26 protein-coding genes are annotated in these 22,965 nt (G+C 70.3%); 15 read left to right on the top strand and 11 right to left on the bottom strand.

The features are described from left to right. Nucleotides 1-8: 8 nt before the first annotated feature. Together HZS55_RS03615 and HZS55_RS03610 are read right to left on the bottom strand one after the other, a co-directional pair. On the bottom strand, nucleotides 9-1,019 hold the full coding sequence (locus HZS55_RS03615) for a threonine aldolase family protein (RefSeq protein WP_179910384.1): 1,011 nt from the start codon (nucleotides 1,017-1,019) through the stop codon (nucleotides 9-11). Nucleotides 1,020-1,068: 49 nt separating this feature from the next. Further along, the gene (locus HZS55_RS03610) at nucleotides 1,069-2,316 is read right to left on the bottom strand and encodes a hypothetical protein (RefSeq protein WP_179910383.1); all 1,248 of its coding nucleotides are present in this window, start codon (nucleotides 2,314-2,316) and stop codon (nucleotides 1,069-1,071) included. A 186-nt stretch (nucleotides 2,317-2,502) separates the two neighbouring features. Between HZS55_RS03610 and HZS55_RS03605 the strand changes: the two genes are divergently transcribed. Then, on the top strand, nucleotides 2,503-3,591 hold the full coding sequence (locus tag HZS55_RS03605) for a nucleotidyl transferase family protein (RefSeq protein WP_179910382.1): 1,089 nt from the start codon (nucleotides 2,503-2,505) through the stop codon (nucleotides 3,589-3,591). Between the two features lie 176 nt (nucleotides 3,592-3,767). Here the strand turns inward: HZS55_RS03605 and HZS55_RS03600 are convergent, their stop codons facing one another. Then, nucleotides 3,768-4,604, bottom strand: coding sequence for a hypothetical protein (locus tag HZS55_RS03600; protein WP_179910381.1), 837 nt, complete (start codon nucleotides 4,602-4,604; stop codon nucleotides 3,768-3,770). 211 nt (nucleotides 4,605-4,815) lie between these two features. Between HZS55_RS03600 and HZS55_RS03595 the strand changes: the two genes are divergently transcribed. Next, nucleotides 4,816-5,910: an aminopeptidase gene (locus HZS55_RS03595; RefSeq protein ID WP_179910380.1), complete on the top strand. Its 1,095-nt coding sequence runs from the start codon at nucleotides 4,816-4,818 to the stop codon at nucleotides 5,908-5,910. A gap of 163 nt (nucleotides 5,911-6,073) precedes the next feature. On the opposite strand, the gene HZS55_RS03590 is transcribed toward HZS55_RS03595, so the two are convergent. Continuing rightward, on the bottom strand, nucleotides 6,074-6,733 hold the full coding sequence (locus HZS55_RS03590) for a helix-turn-helix domain-containing protein (RefSeq protein WP_179910379.1): 660 nt from the start codon (nucleotides 6,731-6,733) through the stop codon (nucleotides 6,074-6,076). A 79-nt stretch (nucleotides 6,734-6,812) separates the two neighbouring features. Then, nucleotides 6,813-7,022 carry a hypothetical protein gene (locus HZS55_RS03585; RefSeq protein ID WP_179910378.1) on the bottom strand — a complete coding sequence of 70 codons (210 nt, stop codon included), beginning with the start codon at nucleotides 7,020-7,022 and terminating at the stop codon, nucleotides 6,813-6,815. A 100-nt stretch (nucleotides 7,023-7,122) separates the two neighbouring features. Here HZS55_RS03585 and HZS55_RS03580 point away from each other — a divergent pair, with 100 nt between their 5' ends. From HZS55_RS03580 to serA, 3 genes are all read left to right on the top strand, one after another. Beyond that, a complete protein-coding gene (locus tag HZS55_RS03580; protein WP_179910377.1) occupies nucleotides 7,123-7,800 on the top strand; it encodes an MBL fold metallo-hydrolase in 678 nt (225 codons plus the stop codon). Nucleotides 7,801-8,008: 208 nt separating this feature from the next. Then, nucleotides 8,009-8,176 (top strand): DUF7556 family protein, encoded by a 168-nt coding sequence (locus tag HZS55_RS03575; protein WP_179910376.1) that lies wholly within the window; start codon nucleotides 8,009-8,011, stop codon nucleotides 8,174-8,176. A 245-nt stretch (nucleotides 8,177-8,421) separates the two neighbouring features. Continuing rightward, the gene (gene serA / locus HZS55_RS03570) at nucleotides 8,422-10,011 is read left to right on the top strand and encodes a phosphoglycerate dehydrogenase (protein WP_179910375.1); all 1,590 of its coding nucleotides are present in this window, start codon (nucleotides 8,422-8,424) and stop codon (nucleotides 10,009-10,011) included. Between the two features lie 76 nt (nucleotides 10,012-10,087). On the opposite strand, the gene HZS55_RS03565 is transcribed toward serA, so the two are convergent. After that, entirely contained in the window at nucleotides 10,088-10,540 is a 453-nt protein-coding gene (locus tag HZS55_RS03565) for a hypothetical protein (protein ID WP_179910374.1), read from the bottom strand. Between the two features lie 180 nt (nucleotides 10,541-10,720). Next, nucleotides 10,721-11,569, bottom strand: coding sequence for an alpha/beta fold hydrolase (locus tag HZS55_RS03560; RefSeq protein WP_179910373.1), 849 nt, complete (start codon nucleotides 11,567-11,569; stop codon nucleotides 10,721-10,723). Between the two features lie 141 nt (nucleotides 11,570-11,710). On the opposite strand from HZS55_RS03560, the gene HZS55_RS03555 reads away from it, so the two are divergent. Next, nucleotides 11,711-12,334 carry a hypothetical protein gene (locus HZS55_RS03555; protein ID WP_179910372.1) on the top strand — a complete coding sequence of 208 codons (624 nt, stop codon included), beginning with the start codon at nucleotides 11,711-11,713 and terminating at the stop codon, nucleotides 12,332-12,334. 10 nt (nucleotides 12,335-12,344) lie between these two features. Here the strand turns inward: HZS55_RS03555 and HZS55_RS03550 are convergent, their stop codons facing one another. Both HZS55_RS03550 and HZS55_RS03545 read right to left on the bottom strand, forming a co-directional pair. Then, on the bottom strand, nucleotides 12,345-12,992 hold the full coding sequence (locus HZS55_RS03550; protein WP_179910371.1) for an ArsR/SmtB family transcription factor: 648 nt from the start codon (nucleotides 12,990-12,992) through the stop codon (nucleotides 12,345-12,347). Nucleotides 12,993-13,073: 81 nt separating this feature from the next. Further along, complete coding sequence (locus HZS55_RS03545) at nucleotides 13,074-13,778, bottom strand: DUF1405 domain-containing protein (protein ID WP_179910370.1); 705 nt, start codon at nucleotides 13,776-13,778, stop codon at nucleotides 13,074-13,076. Between the two features lie 191 nt (nucleotides 13,779-13,969). On the opposite strand from HZS55_RS03545, the gene HZS55_RS03540 reads away from it, so the two are divergent. From HZS55_RS03540 to HZS55_RS03520, 5 genes are all read left to right on the top strand, one after another. Next, complete coding sequence (locus HZS55_RS03540) at nucleotides 13,970-14,386, top strand: DUF5802 family protein (RefSeq protein WP_179910369.1); 417 nt, start codon at nucleotides 13,970-13,972, stop codon at nucleotides 14,384-14,386. A gap of 74 nt (nucleotides 14,387-14,460) precedes the next feature. Beyond that, nucleotides 14,461-15,714: a Glu-tRNA(Gln) amidotransferase subunit GatD gene (gene gatD / locus HZS55_RS03535; protein ID WP_179910368.1), complete on the top strand. Its 1,254-nt coding sequence runs from the start codon at nucleotides 14,461-14,463 to the stop codon at nucleotides 15,712-15,714. A gap of 13 nt (nucleotides 15,715-15,727) precedes the next feature. Then, nucleotides 15,728-16,687, top strand: coding sequence for a GNAT family N-acetyltransferase (locus tag HZS55_RS03530; RefSeq protein ID WP_179910367.1), 960 nt, complete (start codon nucleotides 15,728-15,730; stop codon nucleotides 16,685-16,687). Between the two features lie 69 nt (nucleotides 16,688-16,756). Then, nucleotides 16,757-17,122 (top strand): phosphoribosyl-AMP cyclohydrolase, encoded by a 366-nt coding sequence (gene hisI / locus HZS55_RS03525; protein WP_179910366.1) that lies wholly within the window; start codon nucleotides 16,757-16,759, stop codon nucleotides 17,120-17,122. A gap of 4 nt (nucleotides 17,123-17,126) precedes the next feature. Continuing rightward, nucleotides 17,127-18,302: a DUF7118 family protein gene (locus HZS55_RS03520; protein WP_179910365.1), complete on the top strand. Its 1,176-nt coding sequence runs from the start codon at nucleotides 17,127-17,129 to the stop codon at nucleotides 18,300-18,302. Nucleotides 18,303-18,435: 133 nt separating this feature from the next. Here HZS55_RS03520 and HZS55_RS03515 read toward each other — a convergent pair whose 3' ends face one another. Further along, nucleotides 18,436-18,681 carry a BolA family protein gene (locus HZS55_RS03515; protein WP_179910364.1) on the bottom strand — a complete coding sequence of 82 codons (246 nt, stop codon included), beginning with the start codon at nucleotides 18,679-18,681 and terminating at the stop codon, nucleotides 18,436-18,438. Nucleotides 18,682-18,895: 214 nt separating this feature from the next. Further along, nucleotides 18,896-20,107 (bottom strand): threonine ammonia-lyase, encoded by a 1,212-nt coding sequence (gene ilvA, locus HZS55_RS03510; protein WP_179910363.1) that lies wholly within the window; start codon nucleotides 20,105-20,107, stop codon nucleotides 18,896-18,898. A gap of 197 nt (nucleotides 20,108-20,304) precedes the next feature. Here ilvA and HZS55_RS03505 point away from each other — a divergent pair, with 197 nt between their 5' ends. The 4 genes from HZS55_RS03505 (at nucleotide 20,305) to HZS55_RS03490 (ending at nucleotide 22,955) form a co-directional block, all read left to right on the top strand. Beyond that, nucleotides 20,305-21,714: an MATE family efflux transporter gene (locus tag HZS55_RS03505; protein ID WP_179910362.1), complete on the top strand. Its 1,410-nt coding sequence runs from the start codon at nucleotides 20,305-20,307 to the stop codon at nucleotides 21,712-21,714. Between the two features lie 24 nt (nucleotides 21,715-21,738). Continuing rightward, the gene (locus tag HZS55_RS03500) at nucleotides 21,739-22,224 is read left to right on the top strand and encodes a dihydrofolate reductase (RefSeq protein WP_179910361.1); all 486 of its coding nucleotides are present in this window, start codon (nucleotides 21,739-21,741) and stop codon (nucleotides 22,222-22,224) included. 66 nt (nucleotides 22,225-22,290) lie between these two features. After that, a complete protein-coding gene (locus HZS55_RS03495; protein ID WP_179910360.1) occupies nucleotides 22,291-22,527 on the top strand; it encodes an AbrB/MazE/SpoVT family DNA-binding domain-containing protein in 237 nt (78 codons plus the stop codon). Next, nucleotides 22,527-22,955, top strand: a complete 429-nt coding sequence (locus HZS55_RS03490; protein WP_179910359.1) for a type II toxin-antitoxin system VapC family toxin — start codon at nucleotides 22,527-22,529, stop codon at nucleotides 22,953-22,955. Before HZS55_RS03495 ends, HZS55_RS03490 begins: the two co-directional genes overlap by 1 nt. The last annotated feature ends 10 nt before the right edge of the window (nucleotides 22,956-22,965 follow it).

Genomic DNA, 22,965 nt, shown 5'->3' with positions numbered 1-22,965 from the left:
CCGATCGCTCATTCGACCGCCCGTTCGACGGCCGACAGCGCCGCGTCGATATCCTCGTCGTCGACGTCCCAGTGCGTACAGAAGCGTACCCGATAGTCGCCGAAGGCCACGCAGCCGACGCCCTCGCGCTCGCAGGCGTCGACCACCTCGTCGGCGGGGTCGGCCGTCTCGGCGACGACGATGTTCGTCTCCGGTTCGGGGACGGCGACCCCCGGGATGTCGTCGAGCCCCGCGGCCAGCCGCCGGGCGCGCTCGTGGTCGGCGGCGAGGCGGTCGCGGTTCTCCAGCGCCCGGAGTCCCGGCGCGGCGAGGATGCCGGCCTGGCGCATCCCGCCGCCCATGAGCTTGCGGTGGCGGCGGGCGCGCTCGACGAACTCGTCGCTCCCCGCCAGCACGGAGCCGACCGGCGCGCCCAGTCCCTTCGAGAGACAGACCATCGCCGAGTCGACTTCGCGGGCGATCCGCTCCGCCGAGGTGTCCAGCGCCGCGGCGGCGTTGAACAGCCGCGCGCCGTCGAGGTGGACCGGCACGTCGCGTTCGCGGGCTACCCCGGCCGCGGCGTCGACGGCCTCGGGCGCGATGGCGGTGCCGCCCTTGCTGTTGTGGGTGTTCTCCAGCGCGAGCAGGCCGGTGCCGGCGCGGTGGCCGTCGGCCGGGACGTACGCCTCGCGGACCTGCTCGGCCGAGATCACGCCGCGGTCGTCGCCGTCCACCGGACGAGTCTGGACCCCGGAGTGCTGGGCGACGCCGCCGAGTTCCCACTTGTAAACGTGGCTCTCGCGTTCGAGGACCGCCTCCTGACCGCGCTCGGTGTGGGTGCGGACGGCGACCTGGTTGCCCATCGTCCCGGAGGGGACCAGGAGGGCGTCGTCGAAGCCCAGCACGTCGGCGACGCGGGTCTCCAGCTCGTTGACGGTCGGGTCCTCGCCGTAGACGTCGTCGCCGACATCGGCGTCGCGGGCGGCCTCGCGCATCGCCTCGTCGGGCTTCGTGACCGTGTCGCTGCGCAGGTCGATCATAGCACCCGGTTGGCGCTCGCGCGGGAAATAGGTGGCTCGCCGACCGCCGTCAGTGCTGGTCGACCAGTTCCTCGGGCGTCCGCTCGCGGCCGTTGTAGTCGATGCGGAACGCGGCGGACCCGCCGGTGCGGGTGAAGTCGGTCACGTCGCCGGTGACGGCGTAGGTGTCGCCGTAGCCGGTGTTGCCGGTGAACCCGCTGACGGTGACGGTGCCGTCGCCGTTGTCGGTCACTTCGTCGTTGCCGGAGGTCGAGCGCTTCGGGCCGGCGTTACCGATCGGACGGACGGTGCCGTCGACGGTGAGCTCGTAGGGGACCTCGCCCTCCTCGGTCGCGACGACAGCGAGCAGGTCGGTCGCTGGCGCGGTGTCCTCGACGATGCGCCACTCGGCCTCCCGGAGGAGGTAGTCGCCGTCCCCGCCGGTCTGGGTGAAATCCGTGATCGCGCCGTCGACGGCGTACACGTCGCTGTAGCCCGGGTTCCCGGTCGTTCCCGTGACGGTCGTCGTGTCGCCGCTCGTCGAGATGGCGTCGTTGCCGCCGGGCGAGGCGCCGCGGCGGTCCGAGAGCGTCACGGCGCGGACCGCCCCCTCGACGGTGAACTCGTAGTCGACCGCGCCCTCGGTCGCGCCCATCACCTCGACGAGTCGCTCCTGGGGGGTGGCCTTCCCGAGCAGGTACTGCTCGGCGGCGGGGTTGCGGACGTAGTGGCTCACGTAGCCGAGGTCGTGGAAGATCTCGATGGCCTCGACGACCGTGCCCGCGTGCTCGCCGGTGCCACGGTAGACGCCGGTGATGCCGTCCGGCGACTCCGGGCCGTCGAGGTGGACCTTCTCCTGGCTCGTCCCGTCGACGAAGTGCAGGTCGACCTGCGAGATCAGCTCCCCGGGATAGGTGTCCATCTCCAGGAACTGCCCCGGCCGGACGGTCGCCCGCGAGTCGGTGAACGTGACCGACTTCCCGCCGGCGTCGCAGTCGGGCGCGTCGTTCGCCACCGTCCACTCGTTGCCGTCGAGATCAGCGAACGTCACCGATTCGATCACGCGCCCGGGCGCCCCGAAGGTCTCGGGCCTCCCCTCCCCGACGGTGACGACGCTCCCGTCGTCGAACACCGCCCGCGCGCTCACGGCGCTCCCCCAGTCGTCGACGCTGACCGTCGAACACTCGACCGTCGTCGTCGGCTCGACAGTTTCGTCGGTTGCGGCCGCCGTTGCACCGGTTGCGACCGCCGAGAGCGCCCCCAGGGCGCTCGACGCGAGGAAGGTGCGTCTCGTGTTCCGCAGTGGTCGGTCCGTCATAGCACGCTCCCCGGTAGGGGGAACCCCCTATTTCGTTATAGGCCCACAACTCCCGGTAGGCACGGGTTATCGACCCCGCGCTTTCACCGGATCGCGACGCTACCGTCGCCGGTGCGGTCGGGCGTGTATGTGATTCGATACCTCGTCACAAATTAGCACTTTACGCCTCGGCTACGCGTTCCGCACGTGACTTCGCTGCCCGACCACTACGAGACCGTCCGCGAACGCGACGACTACGAACCGGTCGAGGGGGCCGTCGGTCCGGTCCCGGCCGCCGAGCGGCGGCGGTTCGTCGCCGTCGACGACGGGGGCGTCCTGACCCGAACCGACGAGCGCCGGACGCTGGTCGCGACCGGGGTCGGGATGACCGGTCCGCCCCACCTCGGCACCGTCGGCCAGTTCCTGACCGCGGTCGCGCTGCAGGAGGCGGGGCTGGACGTGCAGTTCGTGATCGCCGACCTGGAGCCGTATCACAGCGGTGTACCGCTCGACCGCGTGCGGGCGCTCGCCGAGCGCTACCGCGCGTTCGCGCTCGACCTGGGCTTCGACCCCGATCGGGGCCGGCTCCGCACCCAGAGCGAGGCCCGCGAGGTGATGCACACCGCCCAGCTGCTGGCGCCGTACTACGATCCCGAGGCGTGGGACGAGGGCCGGGATGCCGGCGACGGCGACGCCGCCGCGGACGCCGATCCGCCGCCGACCGAGTGGGAGCGGGCCGTGCGCGAGGCCTACGAGGCGGCCGACGGGGAGCAGGGACCGGCGACCGCCGCGGTCGAGCGTTCGGGACCGACCTCCGAGGCCGCCGACTACCACAGCGCGGTCCTGCACGGCGCCGACTTCCTCCACCCGCTGTACGCCGGCGACTACGAGCAGTTGGTCCTCCAGCTCGGGGTCGACGAGCGCCATCTGACCCGGATGACCCGCCGGTTCCGCGACGCCGCGCCCGTGGAGGGCGGCGTGGCGGGACTGTACACTCGGATGCTCCCGGGATTCGACGGGACGCCGAAGATGGCGAAGTCGATCCCCGGATCCGGCGTCTCGCTCGCGATGGCCCCCGCCGAGATCCGCGATCGGATCGGAGGGGATTCGGGTGGCGACCCCGCCCGGTCGCCGGTCTTCGGGGCGATGTGTCTCGCCTCGCACTACGACGCCGAGCGACTGGACCGACTGGAGGCGGCCTGTGAGGCAGGGGGCGATGAGTGGGACCGAGCGAAGGCGGCGTACGCCGAGTTCGTGGTCGGACTGGCCGAGCGCTGGCGGGCGACCGGCGACTGAGACCGACGGATCAGGCGCCGAGGAGCGCGCGGACGGCGATCGACCGGACGGTGTCTCTCGCACGCGGTCTGAACGTGACCGCCGTTCGGACAGCCGTGCCGACCGACGGGACGGGCCAGCGGGTACCGCGGCTATCCCGGCCGCGCTCCCCCCGGACGGTCTCGGCCGGGATCAACCTAGTTGTTGTATTCGAGGTCACCCAGTCCGTCGTCGTCCGTCGAGTCGTCATCGGACGTTGCACACATGTCTTCCACGTCGATGTCCTCTGTGTCGTCGAGCATTCTTTCGGCGACTTCTATCGTCGATTCCGGTTCGTTTTCCCCGGGATCGTCGGCCGTCCGGTCGTCCTCCGTCTCCGCGTCGGACGTGACGATGGTCCGCAGATCCGTGGCGATCTCGGTCGCCTTCTCGGCGTCGGTCTCCTCGCGGTACTTGTAGATGTGTTCGGCCTGCCGCCGCTTCGTCTCGAGGATCTCCCGCGTCCGGTCGAGGTTCTCCGACCGTAGCTGGAGCGCCTCGCCGTCGACGTGCCTGGCGAGTTCGCTCGACGGGTCGGCTCTGACCGTCCCCTCGATCTCTTCGAGTTCGGCGATCGCCGACTCGTGGCGCTCGATCGCGACTTCGGCGAGCGCGATCCACTTCGTGAGTTCGTCGGCGCCAGGGTCGTCGCTCGGCTCCAGGCTCTCGAAGAGCCCGACGCGGAACCCCTCGTCCGTCCAGACGCCCGCGTCGACGAAGCAATCGACGAGCGCCGTCGCCTGCGCCTCGGAGTCGACTTCGGCGGGCCCGTAAGCCTCGCCGCGGACGCCCGCGATGAGGTCCGAACGCGGGACCGTCTCGTCGGCCACGTTCCCGACGCCGTCCCACTTGACCAGATGGAACGCCTCCCGCAATACGGCCCCGCAGGCGCCGCCGAGGGCGACCGTCTCCGGGTCCAGCGCCCCGTCGAGACGGACTATCCGTTCGCCATCCCGCGTCGACGCGAGTATCGCTCGTTCGCGACTGTCCGACATCCGCTCGAACTCGTCGAATTCCCGGGTCACTTGTGAGCGCTACGTGGTATCACCGCGGGGTAGTTCTTTCCCCGACGGGACCGGCGGGCGATGTCACCACGTCGTCCGTGTGCGATGTCGTCGCGTCGGTCCGTGCGGTCGCGGATCGGCCCCGAGGATCGCAGAAAGTCGGGACGAAACCGGTTTCACGTCGCCGCCCGACCACCCCGGCATGGACGCGCGCGTTCGCGAACACGCCGAGATCATCTGTGACCACTCCGTCGACCTGCAGGCGGGCGACGAGGTCGTCATCGACGCCCACCCCGAGGCCGAGGACCTGGTGGCCGCGCTGCACGAGGTCGTCGCCGACCGCGGCGCTCACCCCCTCGTGATCCAGGACCGGATGGGCAAGCGCTTCCGGCGAGCCTTCCTCCGCAACCACGACGGCGACTTCGAGCTGCCCGACCACCAGATGGCGCTGTACGAGGAGATGGACGTGTACATCGTGATCCGCGGCAGCGACAACGTCACTCAGACCAGCGACGTGGACCCCGAAACGTCGACGGCCTACGAGGCCGCGGTCCAGCCGTTGCTGGCCGAGCGACTGTCGAAGCGCTGGTGTCTCACGCAGTACCCCGCCCCCGCCAACGCCCAGCTCGCCCAGAAGAGCACCGAGGGCTACGAGAACTTCGTCTGGGACGCCGTCCTCCGCGACTGGGACGAACAGCGCGAGTTCCAGGCCCAGATGGTCTCGATTATGGACGACGCCGAGGAGGTGCGGATCGTCTCCGGGGACTCGACGGACGTGACGATGAGCGTCGCGGGCAACCCCACGCTCAACGACTACGGCGAGCGCAACCTCCCCGGCGGCGAGGTCTTTACCGCTCCGGTCCCCGACTCCGTCGAGGGCGAAGTCTACTTCGACAAGCCGCTGTACCACCAGGGTCGCGAGGTGACCGACGTGTACTGCAAGTTCGAGGACGGCGAGGTCGTCGAGCACTCCGCCGGGAAGAACGAGGACGTGCTGACCAACGTGCTGGAGACCGACGAGGGGTCGAACCGCCTCGGCGAGCTGGGCATCGGGATGAACCGCGCCATCGACGAGTTCACGTACAACATGCTGTTCGACGAGAAGATGGGCGATACGGTCCACATGGCCGTCGGCCGCGCCTACGACGACACCGTCGGCGAGGGCAACGAGCAGAACGACTCGGCGGTCCACGTCGACATGATCGTCGACATGAGCGACGAGTCGTACATCGAGGTCGACGGCGAGGTCGTCCAGCGCAACGGTACCTTCCGGTTCGAGGAGAGCGAGGCCGAGTGACTGGAGGGAACGAGGCCTCGTACCGAAGCGGCGACCGCCGGGAGCCGCGGAGGAATAGCGAGACGCGAGCGAAGTGAGCGTCTCGGAGGGTCGAACGGTGAACGGAGCGAGCCGTGAGGACGGGTTCGAGGGGTCAGTGAAAGCGACGCGTCGAACGACGGATTTAGCCAACCAGCGCGCCGAAGACGGCCCGCTCGACCTTCTGGAGGTGTTCGCCGGCGGTGGCGGGCGAGCAGCCGACGGCGTCGGCCACGTCCTCGTGGGTCGCCTCGCGGGGAGCCTCGTAGTAGCCGACGGCGACCGCGGCTTCGAGCACTTCGCGCTGGCGGGCCGTCAGCGCGTCGAGCAGGCGGCCGCCCTCGGGGTGGTACTCGCCGGTCTTCTCGACCGTGATCTCGTAGCCCGGGGGTTCGTCGAACTCGGCGGCGGTGGCGAACGCCGCCTCGGTGCCGATCAGCGTCACCCGCTGGCCGCCCCGCTCGGTGAGTTCGATCGGCATGTCGCGAACGAGTTCGAGGTCGCGTCCGCGGGCGAGCATATACTCGACCAGATCGTTCGTCTCGACGCGGGAGTACGCCCACCCGTGGCCCTCGTCGTCGACGGCGACGGTGAACTCGCGGACCTCGGGCGTGTCGGTCATGATCTCACGGTAGCGGTCGACGTCGCCGGATAGCTCGGTCAACAGCGTCACGGTCCCGTCGCCCAGGTCGTTCATCCGGTGGATCGCCTCGCCGGTCACGTCGGGGTCGCGAGCGATCGCCTCGCCGACGGGGTGGAACCCCTGGCCCTCGGTCGGACTCACCAGCAGCGTGACGTACCGCATGGGCGGGCGTACGGCCCGCTCGGCAAAGGTTCGTCGATTCCCGGACCAGCGGTGACCCGTTCCGGCCCGACGGGCGGTGTCACACGCCCGCGCTGTCGCGGCGCTGTCTGCCCTTGACGAGGACGAACGAGAAGCCCAGGCACACGAGTGCGAACAGTACCACGCCCGCGACCCAGTAGCCGAACAGGTCGGCGGCGGCGAGGTAGTTCGGTGGGACCAGCAGCGCGAGCAGGAGGTACTGTCGGCGCTCGATACCGCGGAGCCGCGCCCGGAGGGCGTCGTCGTCCATACGGCCTCGATACGACATCGATCCGTCAAAATTCCATCGGCCGGTGAGCTGGGGTCGCCGCGGCCCGTCGTACTTTGTGGCTCGCTCCCGAACTCGGCGTATGGAGGAACTCACCGAGGGCGTCTACGCGTTCACCGAGACGATCGAGACCGACGACGGCGAGCGGGCCTTCCACCCGGCGGCGGTCGAGACCGAACGCGGGCTCCTGTTGCTGGACGCCGGTCTCGGGGGTCAGGCCGAGGCCCTGGGCGCGGAGATCGAAGCGGCCGGCTTCGAGTGGGCGGACGTGTGGGCCGTGCTGATAACACATCAGGACGGCGACCACGCGGGAGCGCTCGCGAGCGTGCGCGAGGAGACCGACGCGGTCGTGTTCGCTCACGAGGCCTGCGCGCCGTACGTCGACGGCCGGGAGGAGCCGATCAAGGGCGACGGCGAGCGCTATCCGCCGGTCCCGGTCGACGTGGAACTCGTCGGCGAGGAGACCGTCCGGACGACCGCCGGACCGATGCGGGTGGTCTACACGCCCGGCCACGCGCCGGGGCACGTCTCGCTGTACCTGCCCGAGGAGCGACTGCTGCTGGCCGCCGACGCGCTGACGGCCGCCGACGGGGAACTGCAGGGCCCCAGCGAACACTTCACGCTCGACGTGACTGAGGCGGGCCAGTCGGTCGCCCGGCTCGCGAGTCTGGCCGTCGACGGCGTCCTCTGCTATCACGGCGGGTTCGCCGCGGCCGACGACGACCGGATCGCCGCGATCGGCCGGTCGATCGAGGGCTGAGCCCGCGACCGAGCGTTCGACTCGCTCGCGACCGACCCAGCGCCGGTCCGGACGGCCCACTCGCGCACTACGGCGGGAAAAACCGCGGCAGTTTTTGCGACGGCCGGACCCGCGTCGTTCGCCCGTCTGACGCCCGTCTGACACCGGGTTTTCAGTCCATGAGAATCGTTCCGACAGGTATATAGGTGGTTGCTACATGTTGTCATGCATGGCGCCGGATATGGTCGCTGAAGCCGAGGTGGAAACGAACGCCGAAGTCATGGCCTCCGTCGAGGAGGGCCCCACCGAGACGCTCGTAATCGCCGACATCAGCTGCGACGACGCCTATCTCACAGCGCCGCTCGCCGACACCGCCACCCTCGCGGAGTGGCGGTGACGGCCGCCCCGTTCCGTTCCGCCTCGGCGTTTCCGTCGCCGAGTCCGTGACGACTCGGCCCGCCGATCGGCCCGATTCTCACTGTTCGTGACTGCGGTCGCCCGTCTCGTCGCCGTCACTGCGGTCGTTCTACCGTCGGGAAGCGGCCGTCCCGGCCGTCCCGACTGTGTCGACAGTGTCGATGGTGTCCTCGGCGCCGTCCGGAGAAAACAAGCGTTATACCCCGGCGAGCGGATCCCACCCGCATGAAGGTACTCGTCACGGACCCGATCGCGGACGCGGGTCTGGACCGGCTGCGCGATGCGGGCCACGAAGTCGAGACAGCCTACGATGTCGAGGGTGAGGCGCTGCTGGACGCCGTCGCGGACGCCGACGCGATGGTCGTCCGCTCGGGCACGGAGGTCACCGCCGAGGTGTTCGCCGCCGCGCCGACCCTCCAGATCGTCGGCCGCGCCGGCATCGGCGTCGACAACATCGACATCGAGGCCGCGACCGACCACGGCGTCATCGTCGCCAACGCGCCCCAAGGCAACGTCCGTGCCGCCGCCGAACACTCCGTCGCGATGGCCTTCGCCACCGCCCGTTCCATCCCGCAGGCCCACAACCGCCTGCGCGACGGCGAGTGGGCCAAGGGCGACTTCCTCGGCACCGAACTCAACGAGAAGACGCTGGGCGTGGTCGGCTTCGGCCGCGTCGGCCAGGAGGTCGCCCGCCGGCTCGACGCGCTCGGCATGGATCTCGTCACCTACGACCCCTACATCAGCCAGGAGCGCGCCGAGCGCTTCGGCGCCGAACTCGTCGACAGCCTCGACGAGTGTCTCGCCCGCGCCGACTTCATCACCATCCACACGCCGCTGACCGACGAGACCGAGAACATGATCGGCGAGGCGGAGCTCGCCCAGCTCGAAGGCGGCTACGTCGTCAACTGCGCCCGCGGCGGCATCATCGACGAGCCGGCCCTCGCCGAGGCCGTCGAGGACGGCCTGCTCAAGGGCGCCGCCATCGACGTCTTCGCCGACGAGCCGCTCGACCCGGACAACCCGCTGCTCGACGTGGACGACGTGGTCGTCACACCCCACCTCGGTGCCTCCACGGAGGCCGCCCAGGAGCACGTCGCCACCTCCACCGCCGACCAGATCGTCGCCGCGTTCAACGGCGAGCCCGTCCTCAACGCGCTGAACGCCCCGTCGATGGACGAGAGCGCGTTCCCCGCCGTCGAGCCGTACCTCGAACTCGCGGACACCGCCGGCACGATCGCCGTCCAGCTGTTCGACGGCGGCGTCTCCGACGTGGAGGTCACCTACGCCGGCGACATCGCCGAGCACGACACCGAGATCGTCACCGCCACCGCGCTCAAGGGCGTCTTCGAGGACGTCGTCGAGACGCAGGTCAACGCGGTCAACGCCGAGCGCATCGCCGAGGAACGCGGCATCGACGTGACCGAGTCCAAGACCAGCTCCGCCGAGGACTTCCAGAGCCTGATCACCGTCACCGTCTCCGACGGCGAGGAGTCCATCAGCGTCTCCGGGACGCAGTTCGCCGGCGACGACGCCCGCATCGTCCGCATCGACGGCTACCGCGTCGACGCCGTCCCGCACGGCCACATGCTCGTCGCCCGCAACGAGGACGTGCCCGGCGTCATCGGCTTCATCGGCACCGTCCTCGGCGAGTCCGACGTGAACATCGCCGGCATGTTCAACGGCCGCGAGACCATCGGCGGCGAGGCGCTGACGGTGTACAACCTCGACGACCCCGTCTCCGAGGACACCGTCGCGCGACTGCTCGACGACGAGCGCGTCACCGACATCACGCAGATCTCCCTGAACGGGCAGTAAGCTCGCTTTTCGCACCGGTTCGGTCGATACTCGGCGCGTTCGAAAACGAAGGTTCCTCCCCACGCGACGGCCGCGACTAGCCCAGCAGTTCGCGGAGCCGGCCGAGCGGGCCGGTCGAGCGCTCGCCGTCGCGCTCGGCGGTCCGGTCGGCTCCGGCGGTGCGGTCGGCGTCCGCGGAACGGCCGGCTTCGATGTCGAACTCGTCGGTCACGAGTGGTTCGTCGCGGCAGGCGTCGCGTCCCTGGAGGACGCGTTCGTAGCGGTCGACGACGTGCTGGAGGTCGGCCTCGCTCGATTCGAGACGTCGTTCGAGCGTCGCGACTCTCGCTTCCAGCAGCGCGATCTTCGCCAGGTAGAGCGTTTCGGCCGTGTGGTCTACCGTGAGGTCGGTCCGGCCGGCGGCTCCGGCGTCGGTCCCGCCGGTCGCTCCGGCGTCGCTCGTCGAGTGGCCGCACGACTCGCCCGCCGACTGGCGGTCGGTGCATGGGTAGAGCTCCCCCTGTTCTGGTGGGTCGGCGTTCGCGGCCATGCCTCCGAACCGAGGTGTCGCTCGCGGAAAAAGACGGGGCAGACGGACACCCGACGCGCGTCTGACGCCCGTTCCGATCCGGTCGCAGTCTTGCGGTCTACCGCCTCGTCGTCTCGACGCGCTCGCGAGCGTGCCGCTTCGCTTCCCGCCCTCGGTCGCCCGACCGCCGCGCGCCGTCGCTCAGACCCCGTCGAGGAACGACCGCAGCTCCTCGGTCGCGCGCTCGCGGCGGTCGCGGAAGACGCAGTGGCCTGCGTCGTCGACGTGCAGCAGCCGACCGTCCGGGAGCCGGTCGACGGCCGCTCGGTCGCGCTCGCGGGCCGTCTCGTCGACGTCGGCACGGAGGACGAGCGTCGGCGTCTCGATCCCGGGGAAGGCCGCCTCGGGGTCGACCCACCCGCTCGCGAACACCTCGACGATGTTGGGGCTGACCCGCAGGCGGGCGTCCGCGAGCAGGCTCGCCAGTTCCTCGTCGCCGGCAGCGACGTGGCCGGCGAGTTCGTCGTCGGCGTCGAGCAGCTCGGCCTTGGTGTGGTCCTGCCACCAGAGGACCCGCTGGCGGATCCCCTCGAGTTCCGCGTCGTCCACGCGGTCCTCGCCGCGGTTCTCGGCGTTGTGGCCCAGCAGACAGGCCGGGTCGACCGCGACGACGGCCCGCGGACGGTCGGGGTAGTTTGCAGCGGCCGCCAGCACCGTGTCGCCGCCCATGGAGTGCCCGACGAGGATCGGGTCCGCGACGTCGAGCCCGTCGAGCAGCCCGACGAGGTCGGCGGCGCGCGTGTCGGCGTCGTAGCCGGATTCGGGGGCGTCGGACTGGCCGTGGCCGCGGGCGTCGTAGCAGACCACGTCGTAGTCGTCCGCCAGGTCGCGGGCCAGCGGCGTCCGGCAGCGCCCGTCGTCGAAGACGCCGTGGGCGACGACCACCGTCGGGCCGTCGCCGCCGGTGCGGGCGTAGTGCAGTCGTACCCCGTCGTCGACCTCGACGAACGCCTGTTCCCACTCGGCGGGCGGCCGCGCTTCGACCGTCATGGCCCCTCGTACGTCGATCGGGCGGAAAAGCGTGCGGACACCGGCACCGCGCGCCGCCACTCCACCGCTCCCGTCGCGTTCTGTCGTCGCACGGGCGACGCGAGGAAAAGGCACATGGGCCCTCGGTCCGGAGTGTCGGGTATGTCAGAGCGGACGGACGAGCGGGTCGAGGACCGCTTCGACGGCGACCTCGGCGACGCCGACGACGGCGACGTGGGCTTCAGCGACGACGAACTCGGCGTCGACGTGGACGCGCTGACGAGCGGGCCGGACGGCGGCGGCGGGTCGACCGCGACCCCGGACGCCGAGGGCGAGTCGAGCGCCGCGTCGAGCACCGCATCGAGCACCGACTCGGGACCGAGCCTGCGCTCGCGGCTCACGCCCTCTCTCGGTCGCCCGAGCCTCGGGATCAGCGTCCCGTCGCTGCGCTCGTTCCTGCTCGCCGCGGTCGTCGTGGTCGGCGGGATGTTCGCGGGGAGCGCCGTCCCCTTTATCGGGTCGGTCACCGGTCTGGTCGGCCTGTTCCTGGGGGCCTTCCTCCTGGGCGCGGCCAGCGGCACCCGCCGGTACGTCCCGGTCGCGGTCGCCGGCGCGGGCGCGGCCGTCTTCGCGACGATGATGCAGGGCGTGCTCACGCTGACGGCCGTCGAGAGCCTCGGCCTGGCCCCGACCGCCGCGCTCGGCGCGACTACCGGCATCCTCGTCGCCGTCGTCGGCCACTACTTCGGCCGAGACCTGCGCGACGGGCTCACCCGCGACGTGTAGGGCTCCGTCGTCAGTCGGGCAGCGACCACTCGTCGCCGTCGCGTTCGGCCACGTCCTCCTCGGCGAGCCGTTCGAGCGCCTCCTCGACGACCTCCGGGGGGGCCTCGACGCGGCGACTCAGTTCCTCGACGGTGCCCGCGCGGGTGGCGAGCGCCGAGACCACGTCGCCCAGCAGCCGGGCGTCCTCGCCCTCGAACTGGTCGGTCAGCTCGCCCATCACCTCCGCGAGGCGGCCGTGGACCCACCGCTGTGCCAGCGACAGCTCCCGGTCTAAGTCCTGCAGGCGGTCGAGTTCCGCGGCGAGTTCGCCCGTGTCCGACTCCTCCTGAACCTCGGCGTCGATGGAGACGTGCCGGCAGGTGGTCACGTCGATGGAACTGCCGGGGTAGGCGCTCTTGGTGCCGAACGTGTACGGCGAGACGGTCACTTCCAGCCGGAGGTTGCGCGCGATGCGGAAGTACTTGCGGCGCTGGTCGTCGACGCTGCTCTCGACGAGGCCCGCGTCGTCCAGCCGTTCGAGGTGGTCGATGACCGCCTTCGGGCTCACGCCGATGTACTCGCTGATCTCCGTGACGTAACAGGGCTTGTGCGCGAGCAACCGGAGGATCCGCCGACGGTTGGCGTTGCCCAGCAGGTCGAGCAGTTCGGCGGAGTCCATTCACCTGAGGTTCGCGGTCGAGCCTGATAAGCGTGTCCCCGGCGCCCCGTTGCAGTCGTGCGGTCGGTGGGACGCCGAGTCTCAGGACGGCAGCCGCGGGAACGCGCGGGCGGCGAGGGCGACGGCGACGACCGAGGTGACGACGCTCCCCACGGTCAGGACGACTCCGGAGGCGGTGAGCCCGCCCGCCGAGAAGAGCGCGCCCGTCTCGTAGCGCAGCGGCGGGTGGAGGCCGAAGCCGTAGTCGACGAGGTCGTTGCCCAGCGCGAGCGCCAGCGCGAGGCCGAGCGCGCCGGGAGTGGTCCGCCCGAAGTGCGGCAGGAGGTACGCCTCGGGGATGAAGAGGAGATGTGTGATCAGCACGCCGAAGTAGCGCCACACGTCGGGGTAGTACAGCCCGAAGTGGAGGTTCAGCGCGAGCGCGAGCCACAGTCCGGTCTCGACCAGCCAGACGAACGATATCGTGTACAGGTAGGCGAGCACGAGGTTGGCGGGCGCGGCGTCGAGTCGGCGGCCGAGGTTCGGCAGCAGCGTGGCGAGCGCCAGCGCCATCAGCAGCGTCGCGACCGGCGAGTCCATGTACACCGGCCACGCCAGCGTGTCCACCTCGGGCAGCGTCTCCAGGTAGAAGAACACGCCGACGAACACGCCAGCGACGTTGGCGAAGATCAGCCAGACGAGACTCGGGGCGTTCTCCAGGTAGTACCGGGCCCACCGCCGCGGCACGACGGCGTGGCGGCCGGCCGCTTCCCCGTCCGCCCGCTCGTCGCCGACCGACTCGTCCATGGTCGACTCCGAGTCCCCCGACCACATAGCCGTACCGGAGCCGTAGACGCCCGCGGACCTCCCCTGTCACCTCGCTGACCGACCTCGGTGCGGTCGCGTCGCGGTCGCGTCGTGCGGTCTGAAAGCGCGTCGGCATAAGGCTACCGGGGAAGACTTATGCGTTACCATGGTTGTGATCCACTCGCACAGCAATGTTCGAACAGTTCTCCAGCGGCTACTACCTGGGGCGGCTCTACGTCGAACCCAGAGAGAGCGACGCGGCGGCCATCGCGGCCGCCCAGCACGAGCGGGTCAACGAGCAGTTGTACGCGGGCGAGGGGGTCTCCCGGACGGACCTCCCGCTGGTCATGAAACTGGAGAACACACACTTCACCGTCTACGGCGACGAGCGCGTCCCCGCCGACACCGTCGCGATCCCCGAGTCGCTCGTCGAAGAGACGAACGTCCGCAACCCGCCTTCGCTCCGGGAGGTGTTCCTCGCCAAGGCCGAGCGCGCCAGGCAGCTCCTCTCGGTCGCCGCCGGCACCCCCACCAGCGAGGAAGCGATGGACGAAGCCGTCCCCGACCACCCCCTCGACGACGGGTTCGGGGGACCGGCCGGGATCTGAGCGGCGACCGGCGGGACGGCCCGGTCGTCCGACGAACGAGTGGATTCAAGTCCGCCGCGGCGGAAGCGACTCCCATGAACGCCGGAGACCGCGTCCGCGTCGACCGCGCGGACCAGAGCTACGAAGGGGTCCTCCTGCCCTCGACGACGGGCGAACACCTGGTCGTCAAACTCGACGGGGGGTACAACGTCGGCGTCGACCGGAGCGAGGCCGACGTGGAGGTCCTCGAATCGGACGTGTACGACGTCGAATCGGCCCAGGCCGAGAGCGACCGGTCGACCATCGAGTTCGACGACGAGCTGCCCACCGTGTCGCTCATCTCGACCGGCGGGACCATCGCCTCGACGGTCGACTACCGCACCGGCGCCGTCACCGCGCAGTTCGACGCCGAGGACGTGCTCCGGGCCGTCCCCGACCTCGCCGGCCGCGCCAACTACCGCGGGCGCGTCGTCGCGAACATCCTCTCGGAGAACATGACGCCCGAGGTGTGGGGGGACCTGGCCGAGGCGATCCACGAGGAGATCGAGGCCGGCGCCGACGGCGTCGTCGTCATGCACGGCACCGACACGATGCAGTTCACCGCCGCGGCGATGGCTTTCATGCTCGACACGCCCGTCCCGGTCGTCTTCACCGGGAGCCAGCGCTCTGCGGACCGCCCGTCCTCGGACAACGTGATGAACGCCGTCTCGGCGGTCGAGGCGGCCAAATCAGAGTGCGCCGAGGTGCTGATCTGCATGCACGCCGGCGAGTCCGACGACCGCTGCGCGCTCCACCGCGGGGTGCGCGCGCGGAAGAACCACACCTCCCGCCGGGACGCCTTCGAGACCGTCGGCGCGAAGCCGCTCGGGGTCGTCGACTACGACGTCGACGGCGAGACCGACGTGTCGTTCCGCCGCGAGCACCGCGAGCGCGACGGCGTCGACCTCGATATCGACCCCGACCTCGACACCGACGTGGAACTGCTGAAGTTCACGCCCAGCACCGACCCCGCGTTCCTCGATGCCCTCGAAGGCAAATCGGGGGTCGTGCTGGAAGGGACGGGGCTGGGTCACGTCCACACCGACTGGATCCCGCGTATCGAGGAGCTGGTCGACGACGGGACGACGGTCGTGATGACGAGCCAGTGTCTCGAGGGGCGGGTCTGCGACCGGGTGTACGACACCGGTCGCGACCTGCTGGAGGCCGGCATCGTCGAGGGCGAGGACACCCTGCCGGGCACGGCGAAGGTTAAGCTGATGTGGGCGCTGGCGAACACCGAGAGCGTCGCGGAGGCGATGGGCACGTCGCTCGTCGGCGAGATCAACGAGCGGTCGGTGCCGTGGACCTGACGGGGGCGACCCGATGACGATCGAGGTCCGCCAGGCCCGCGCCGACGACCACGAGGACGTTATCGCGTTCGCGAGCGACACGTGGAGCGACCGCTTCGACCGGGGCGACTACGTCCCCGAGGTGTTCCCCGAGTGGGTCGAGGGCGACGGGCCCGACCAGCACACCGTCGTCGCCGAGGCGGACGACGGCCGCGCTGTCGGGGTCTGCCAGGTCGTCGCGCTCTCGGCCCACGAGACGTGGGCCCAGGGGATGCGCGTGGCCGACGACGCGCGGGCGAAGGGGGTCGCGGAGGCGATGAACGACGCCTGCTTCGAGTGGGCGCGCGACCGCGGTGCGACGGTCTGTCGCAACATGGTGTTTTCGTGGAACGCGCCCGGCCTCGGCGCCGCCCGCGGCGTCGGCTACGACCCCGCCACCGAGTTCCGCTGGGCGCACCCCGACCCCGACACGGACGCCCGCGCGGACACCGACGGCGCGAGCGGGCTGGACGCGACCGCCGACCCCGACGCCGCCTGGAGCTACTGGCAGCGCAGCGACGCCGCCCGGGAACTCGCCGGGCTCGCGCTCGACCCCGACGAGTCGTGGGCGCTCTCGGAGGTGACCCGCGAGCGGTTCAGGACGGCCGCCGACGAGCGGCAGGCGTTCGCGGTCCGGGGGAACGACGGGACCCGCGGTGCCGCCGTCCGGACGCGCGAGTACGAGCGCGAGAGCGGCGGCGACGGCGGCGAGGGGGACGGAGACGACGGATCGGAGCGGTGGGTCGAGTACGGCGTCGGTGCCTGGGACGACGTGCCGGCCGCCCAGACGCTCTTTGCCGCTATCGCCCGCGACGCAGCCGATCTCGGGGCCGACCGGACGAGAGTCCTGATCCCGGAGACGGCGCGCCACGTCTCCGACGCGGCCTACGCCGGTATCGCCGTCTCGGAGACCCCCGATTTCGTCATGGCCGCCGACCTGACCGGTCGGGATTGAGCGGGCGGTTCCGCGCCCCTCGTCGCCGGCGACAAAAGACCTATTCGGCGGTCGGTCCCAGTTGCGGGTATGACCGACATCGAGCTGGCGTTCGACGAGCACGAACGCCTCCCCGCGGTCGCCCAGGACGCCGACTCGGGGGAGGTACTCATGCTCGCGTATGTCACCCCCGAGGCCGTCGAGCGCAGCCGCGAGACCGGCTTCGCCCACTACTACTCGCGCAGCCGCGAGGAGCTCTGGAAGAAGGGCGGCTCCAGCGGCCACGTCCAGTCGATCGAAGAGATCCGCGTCGACTGCGACGGCGACGCCCTGCTGTACCTCGTCGACCAGGAGGGCGGCGCCTGTCACACCGGCTACGAGTCGTGTTTCTACCGGACCCTCGACGGCGAGACCGTCGGCGAGCGGGTGTTCGACCCCGACGAGGTCTACGAGTAGCCGGATGAGCGACGCCGCCTTCGACCCCGCGACCGACGACGCCCGCGCCGTCGCCGACGACCTCGTCGCCGAACTGCGCGAGGCTCGCGACGCCCTCGACCGCGCTCGCGACCGCGTCGACGAGGTCGGCGAGTCCGAACTGCAGGCCGTCGCCGACGCCTACGACGACCTCACCACCCTCTTCGACCGCTACGAGGAGGAGGTCACCGGCGACGGCGACTTCAAGACGTTCATCGAGTTCCAGAGCCAGATCGCCGCGATCACCGAGGAACTCCCCGAGGACGTGCGCCACCGCGAGGTCTTCGAGGAGGTCGACGACCTGCTCCAGCAGCGCCGGCTCACCGAGTCGGACTGGCGGAAGGTCCGCTCGGCGCTCGAACCCGTCCGCGCCGACGTGTCACGGCTCGACGACCGCGACGAGGCCCGCGAGCGCTACGAGGACGCCCGCTTTTCCGCCGAGCGCCGCATCGACGACCTCGCCGACCGCATCGCCGACCTGGAGGACCTGCGGCGGTTGGGCGACGCCGACCTCGACGCCCCGACCGAGCGGCTGCGCGACCCCATCGAGGCGTACAACGACCGGGTCGCCGACGCCTTCGCGGCCTTTCGCACCTCGGCCAGCGCCCGGGACCTGCTGGCGTTCGTCGCGAAGACCGACGCCTACCCCCTCGTCCCATTCGAGTCACCCCCCGACGACCTCCGGGAGTACGTCGAGACCCGCGCCGCCGGCGAGGAGTCGGTCGGGCAACTGCTGGAGTACGCCGAGTACTCGAAGTCCAAGCTCGACCACTACGTCGGCGACCCCGACGCGCTGAAGCGAAACGTCTCGACCCGCCGGACGTACCTCCGGCGGCTGGACGCCGAGCCGCTGACCGTCGACTGGCCGCCCGTCGAGGCGGAAACCCTGCGGTATCGCGCTCGCGAGCTGACCAGCGTCGTCGCTCGCTTCGCCGACGAAGTCGAGGGCGGCGAGGCGGCGCTCGTGGCGTTGCGTGACGTGCGGGACTTGCCTCGCGAGACCGACTACGAGCGCCTCCGCAACAGCGCGCAGGCCCGCGCACAGCTCGGTTCCGACGAGCGCGAGCGCCTGGCGAGCGGAGACGTGGCCGACGAACTGGCGGCGTGTCGCGACGCGAAGGAACGGCTGGAGGACGCGCTCGGCGAATATCCAGCGGTTTGAGCCGTTCGTTTCGGTGTTCTCGCCGAATCCGTCGCCGCCGGTACCGCGCCCGGATCGATCGGGGCTTTCACGCTGTTCTGCGGTGCGGTCGGACGGGTCGCCGCAGTAGAGCCGCTCTCAGTTCGTTCGGGTACTACGCCTCCCGTTCCTCGGGCGTGTAGGTCTCGACCTCCAGGGCGTGGATGTCGGTGGTCATGCGCTCGCCCAGCGCGTCGTAGACCATCTGGTGGCGGTCGACGAGCGACTCGTCGGCGAAGGCCGGTGAGACGACGGTGGCGGCGAGGTGGTCGTCGTCGTCGGCGCCGCGGGCGCGGGTGACGGTGGCCTCCGCGTCGGGGATCGACTCCTCGATGAGAGACTCGATGTCGCCGAGTTGCATGTCCGGAGCGAGGCGGGCGAGCGGAAAAACGCTTGCCACTGTCCGCTCGGGAGACGGGAGTTTCATACGCCGGCGCTCGCTCTCTCGACGTGGCGGCGATGACGAATGGTTACCCCTCCGAGCCCCTTGTGACGACACGGGACTCCGAGCCGCCGCGGTTCCGAACCCGGTAGCGGCGCCGACGCCCCAACCCGCGCTCCACGGCCCGGACCGCTCACACGAGCACGTCGACCTCGTACCCCTCCGCGCGCAGCGCCGCCAGCAGTTTCTCGGCGTGGTCCGGTCCCTTCGTCTCCAGGTCCAGCTCCACCTCGGCGGCGTTCATGGCCACGTCCTTGCCGGCGCGGTCGTGCTCGATGGCGTGGATGTTCGCGCGGGCGTCGCTGATGACCTCGACCAGTCGCTCCAGTTCCCCGGGTCGGTCCTTGAGCGTCGTGCGGATCCGCAGGTACCGCCCCGTCTCGACCAGCCCGCGCATGATCACGGTGGTGAGGACGTTCAGGTCGATGTTCCCGCCGCAGCAACAGGGGACGACCACCTCGTCGTCGGCGTAGTCGAACTTCCTCTCCAGCAGGGCCGCGAGCGGCACCGCGCCGGCGCCCTCGACGAGCGTCTTGCCCCGCTCCAGCAGCGTCGTCAGCGCGACGGCGGTCTCGGCGTCGGTGACGGTGACGACCTCGTCGACGCGCTCGCGGATCACCTCGAAGGTCTCCGTGCCGACCTTGCGAGTAGCGATGCCGTCGGCGATGGTGTCGACGCTCTCGCGTTCGACGATCTCCCCTTTCTGCAGGGAATCGGCGACGCTGGAGGCGCCCTCCGCCTGGACGCCGACGACGCGGGTGTCCGGACTCTTCGCCTTCACGGCGGTCGCGATGCCGCTGATGAGTCCGCCGCCGCCGATGGGGACCACGAGGGTCTCGACCTCCGGGAGCTCTTCGAGGACTTCGAGGCCGATGGTGCCCTGGCCGGCCATCACCATGGGGTCGTCGAAGGCGTGGACGTAGACCCGGTCCTCCGCGCGCTCGATCTCGTGGGCCTTCTCGGCGGCCTCGTCGTAGTCGGCGCCGTGGAGGACGACCTCCGCGCCGTAGCTGCGGGTGGCCTCGACCTTCGAGACCGGGGCGTGCTCGGGCATGACGATCTTCGAGTCGACGCCGATCCGCGTCGCGGCGAGGGCGACGCCCTGGGCGTGGTTGCCGGCGGAGGCCGTGACGACCCCCGACGCCTGCTCCTCGTCGGACAGCGTCGCGATCTTGTTGGTGGCGCCGCGGATCTTGAACGACCCCGTCCGCTGGAACGTCTCCAGTTTCAGGTGTACGTCGGCGCCGGTCATCGACGAGAACGTGTGCGAGTAGTCCAGCGGCGTGTGCCGCGCCGTCGCGGCCACCCGTTCGCGCGCGTCGAGCACGTCCGCGAGTTCGATCATACCACCGCTACCGCTCGACGGGAGTTAGATGTAAGGGGAGGACGCGTGTGACACCGACGACTACCGCGGGCGTGTACTTGACGGCGAGCCACGCGGAGTGAACGTGAAACCGGCGGACAGCGGACGGCCGCTCTCGTCTCGACCGGGACGCGTCGGCCATCGACACCTTCAATCGGAGCGGGTCCCCAGCACGGGCAATGTCGGCGGCGAGCGTGCGCGAGCGCGGACTCGGTGTCTGGCGGCGAGTGCTCTCGCTGTCGTGGCCGATGATGATCCAGCACGTCTTCCGCACGCTCATGCGGACGACCGACGTGGTCGTCACCGGGCTCTTTTCGCCGGCGGCGGTCGCCGCGGTCGGCCTCGCGGACCTGTACGCCCGCTTCCCGCTGCGGATCGGCCTCGGTCTCGGCAGCGGCGCCATCGCGCTGTCCAGCCAGGACACCGGGAGCGCGGCCGTCGAGAACCGCGACCAGGCGGTCACCCAGGCCGTCCTGCTGGGGCTGCTTTCGGGCATCCCCTTCGTCGCGTTCGGGTTCCTCTTCGGCGAGGCGGCCATCGCCCTGCTGGGGGCCCCGGCGGACGTGGCCGAGATGGGCGGGACCTATCTCGCGATCGTCTTCGCGAGCGCGCCCGCGAGACACGTCGCGCTGGTCGCGGCGCGGGCGCTGCAGGGCACCGGCGACACCCGGACGCCGATGTACGTCGACGTGACCTCCTCGCTGCTCAACATCGTCGGGTCGCTCGTGCTCGGTCTCGGACTCTTCGGCGCGCCCAGACTCGCCATCGTCGGCGTCGGGATCGCGACTGCCGTCGGCAACACCGTCACCGCCGGCGCGCTCTCCGTCGCGATCTGGAGTTCCCGGACGGAGGCGTCGTTCGCCCGCCCGCGGGATCTGGTCATCGCCAAGCAGCTGTTGACGGTCAGCGCCCCCCGGATCGGCGAGGGACTGGTGACGACGCTGGCGGAGTTCCCGTTCAACGCCCTCCTCCTTACCTTCGGGACGGACGTCAACGCCGCCTACCAGATCGGCCGGCGGATGTACCAGCAGGTCACCTCGCCGCTGGGGCGGGCCTACCACACCGCCGCCAGCGTCGTCGTCGGGCAGTCGCTGGGCGACGGCGACGTGGCCGCCGCGCGCTTCCAGGGGTGGGCGACGACCGTCCTCGCCGTCCTCACGATGGGCGCCATCGCCGTCGCGCTCTTCTTCGGCGCCGACTGGTTCGTCTCGCTGTTCACGAGCGACCCCTCCACCGCCGAGTACGCCGTCGGCTTCTGTCGGGCCTACGCCGTCGCCGCCCCCGCTATCGGCGCCTACCTCGCTATCTCGGGGTCGCTTCAGGGCGGCAGCGACACCCGTACGCCCTTTATCGCGCGAACGACGGGGATGTTCGGCTTCCTCCTCGGCTTCGGCTACCTGACGAGCGTGCTCCTCGGCTGGGGCGTGATCGGCATCTACGCCGCCATCGCGCTCCAGCAGTTCTGGGCGCTCGCCGTCGTCGCCTGGGGGTTCGCGTACGGCGGGTGGGCGGAGAAAGCCGCCGCGATGATGGACGAACGCGGGAGCGCGAGCGGCGACGGCGCCGGCGACGCGGAGGCGGGCGATTAAGCCGTTCCCGTCCGAAGCGGGTGTATGCAGCTGATCTCCGTCGCCGCGGTCGCCGACAACGGCGTCATCGGCGACGACGACGAGGTGCCCTGGCACCTCCCGGAGGACAAGCGGCAGTACCGCGAGCGCGTCGCCGACTACCCCACCGTCTACGGGCGGCGCACCTACGAGATGTTCGACGACCCGCCCGGCTCGGCGTACGTCGTCCTCAGCCGGACGGAACGGGCCTACGACCGCGAGAACGCTTACCACGCCGAGAGCGTCGACGACGCGGCCGAAATCGCCGAGTCGCTGGACGCCGACCGCGCCTACGTCCTCGGCGGCGCCGGCATCTACGCGCTCTTCCAGCCCCATCTCGACGGGATGGTCCTGACACGGGTTCCCGGCGAGTACGAGGGCGACAGTTACTACCCCGAGTGGAGCGAGGACGACTGGCGACTCGTCGAGCGCGAGGAGTACGAGAACTTCGCCGTCGAGCGGTGGGAGCGAACGGGAACTAACGACCGGTAGCTGAACGCCCGGGACACTCCAATTGCCTGGGAAATTGTTTTCGGGCAGGGAGCGGTACGTATTGGTATGGCCGCGGAAGACGAGACGACAGTCAATCGAAGCTACGCCGTCACGATCCCTGCTTCTGTCCGAGAGGACCTCGACTTAGAGCCCGGTGATCAACTCAAGTGGAACGTGGACGACGAGGGGCGATTGGTCGCCGAGATCGTTCGCGAGCGGTATGGCGTCACCGACGATGTCGAGCCGGTCGACATGGGTGAGACGGACGCTGTCGAAGTGACAGAGAGGTACGACTGGTCCTGATGGCCGACGCGATAGTCGATTCGAACGTCATTTTGGCGTATCGGAACAGCCGTGACCAGTACCACGACCGAGCGACGCCGATCGTGGAAGCGATCGACCACGGAGACCTTCCTCGCGGCGTCGTGACGAACTACTCCGTTCCGGAGATCCTGAACCCGATTACGAAGCTCGGCGGCCACGACCGCGCCGTCGAGACGTTGGACGTTCTGACCGAGAGCCGGGGGTTCCAGATCCGGCAGGTGGCACAGGAGGACTTCGAGCGGGGACGCGCCCTGTTTCGTCGAAAGGCGGGGTTGGAGATCACTGATGCAGTTCTGGTGGCGCACATGCGGCGGACCGATACCGAATACATCTACAGCTTCGACGACGACTTCGACAGGTTCGACGGCGTGACGAGACTTACGACGGCGGACGACCCGTTCAGCTGATCGGCTCCCC

It is taken from the genome of Halosimplex rubrum, from assembly GCF_013415885.1.
Lineage (GTDB): Archaea > Halobacteriota > Halobacteria > Halobacteriales > Haloarculaceae > Halosimplex > Halosimplex rubrum.
Note: the sequence above shows the minus strand (reverse complement) of the source record. Positions and strands in the feature narration are given on the sequence as shown.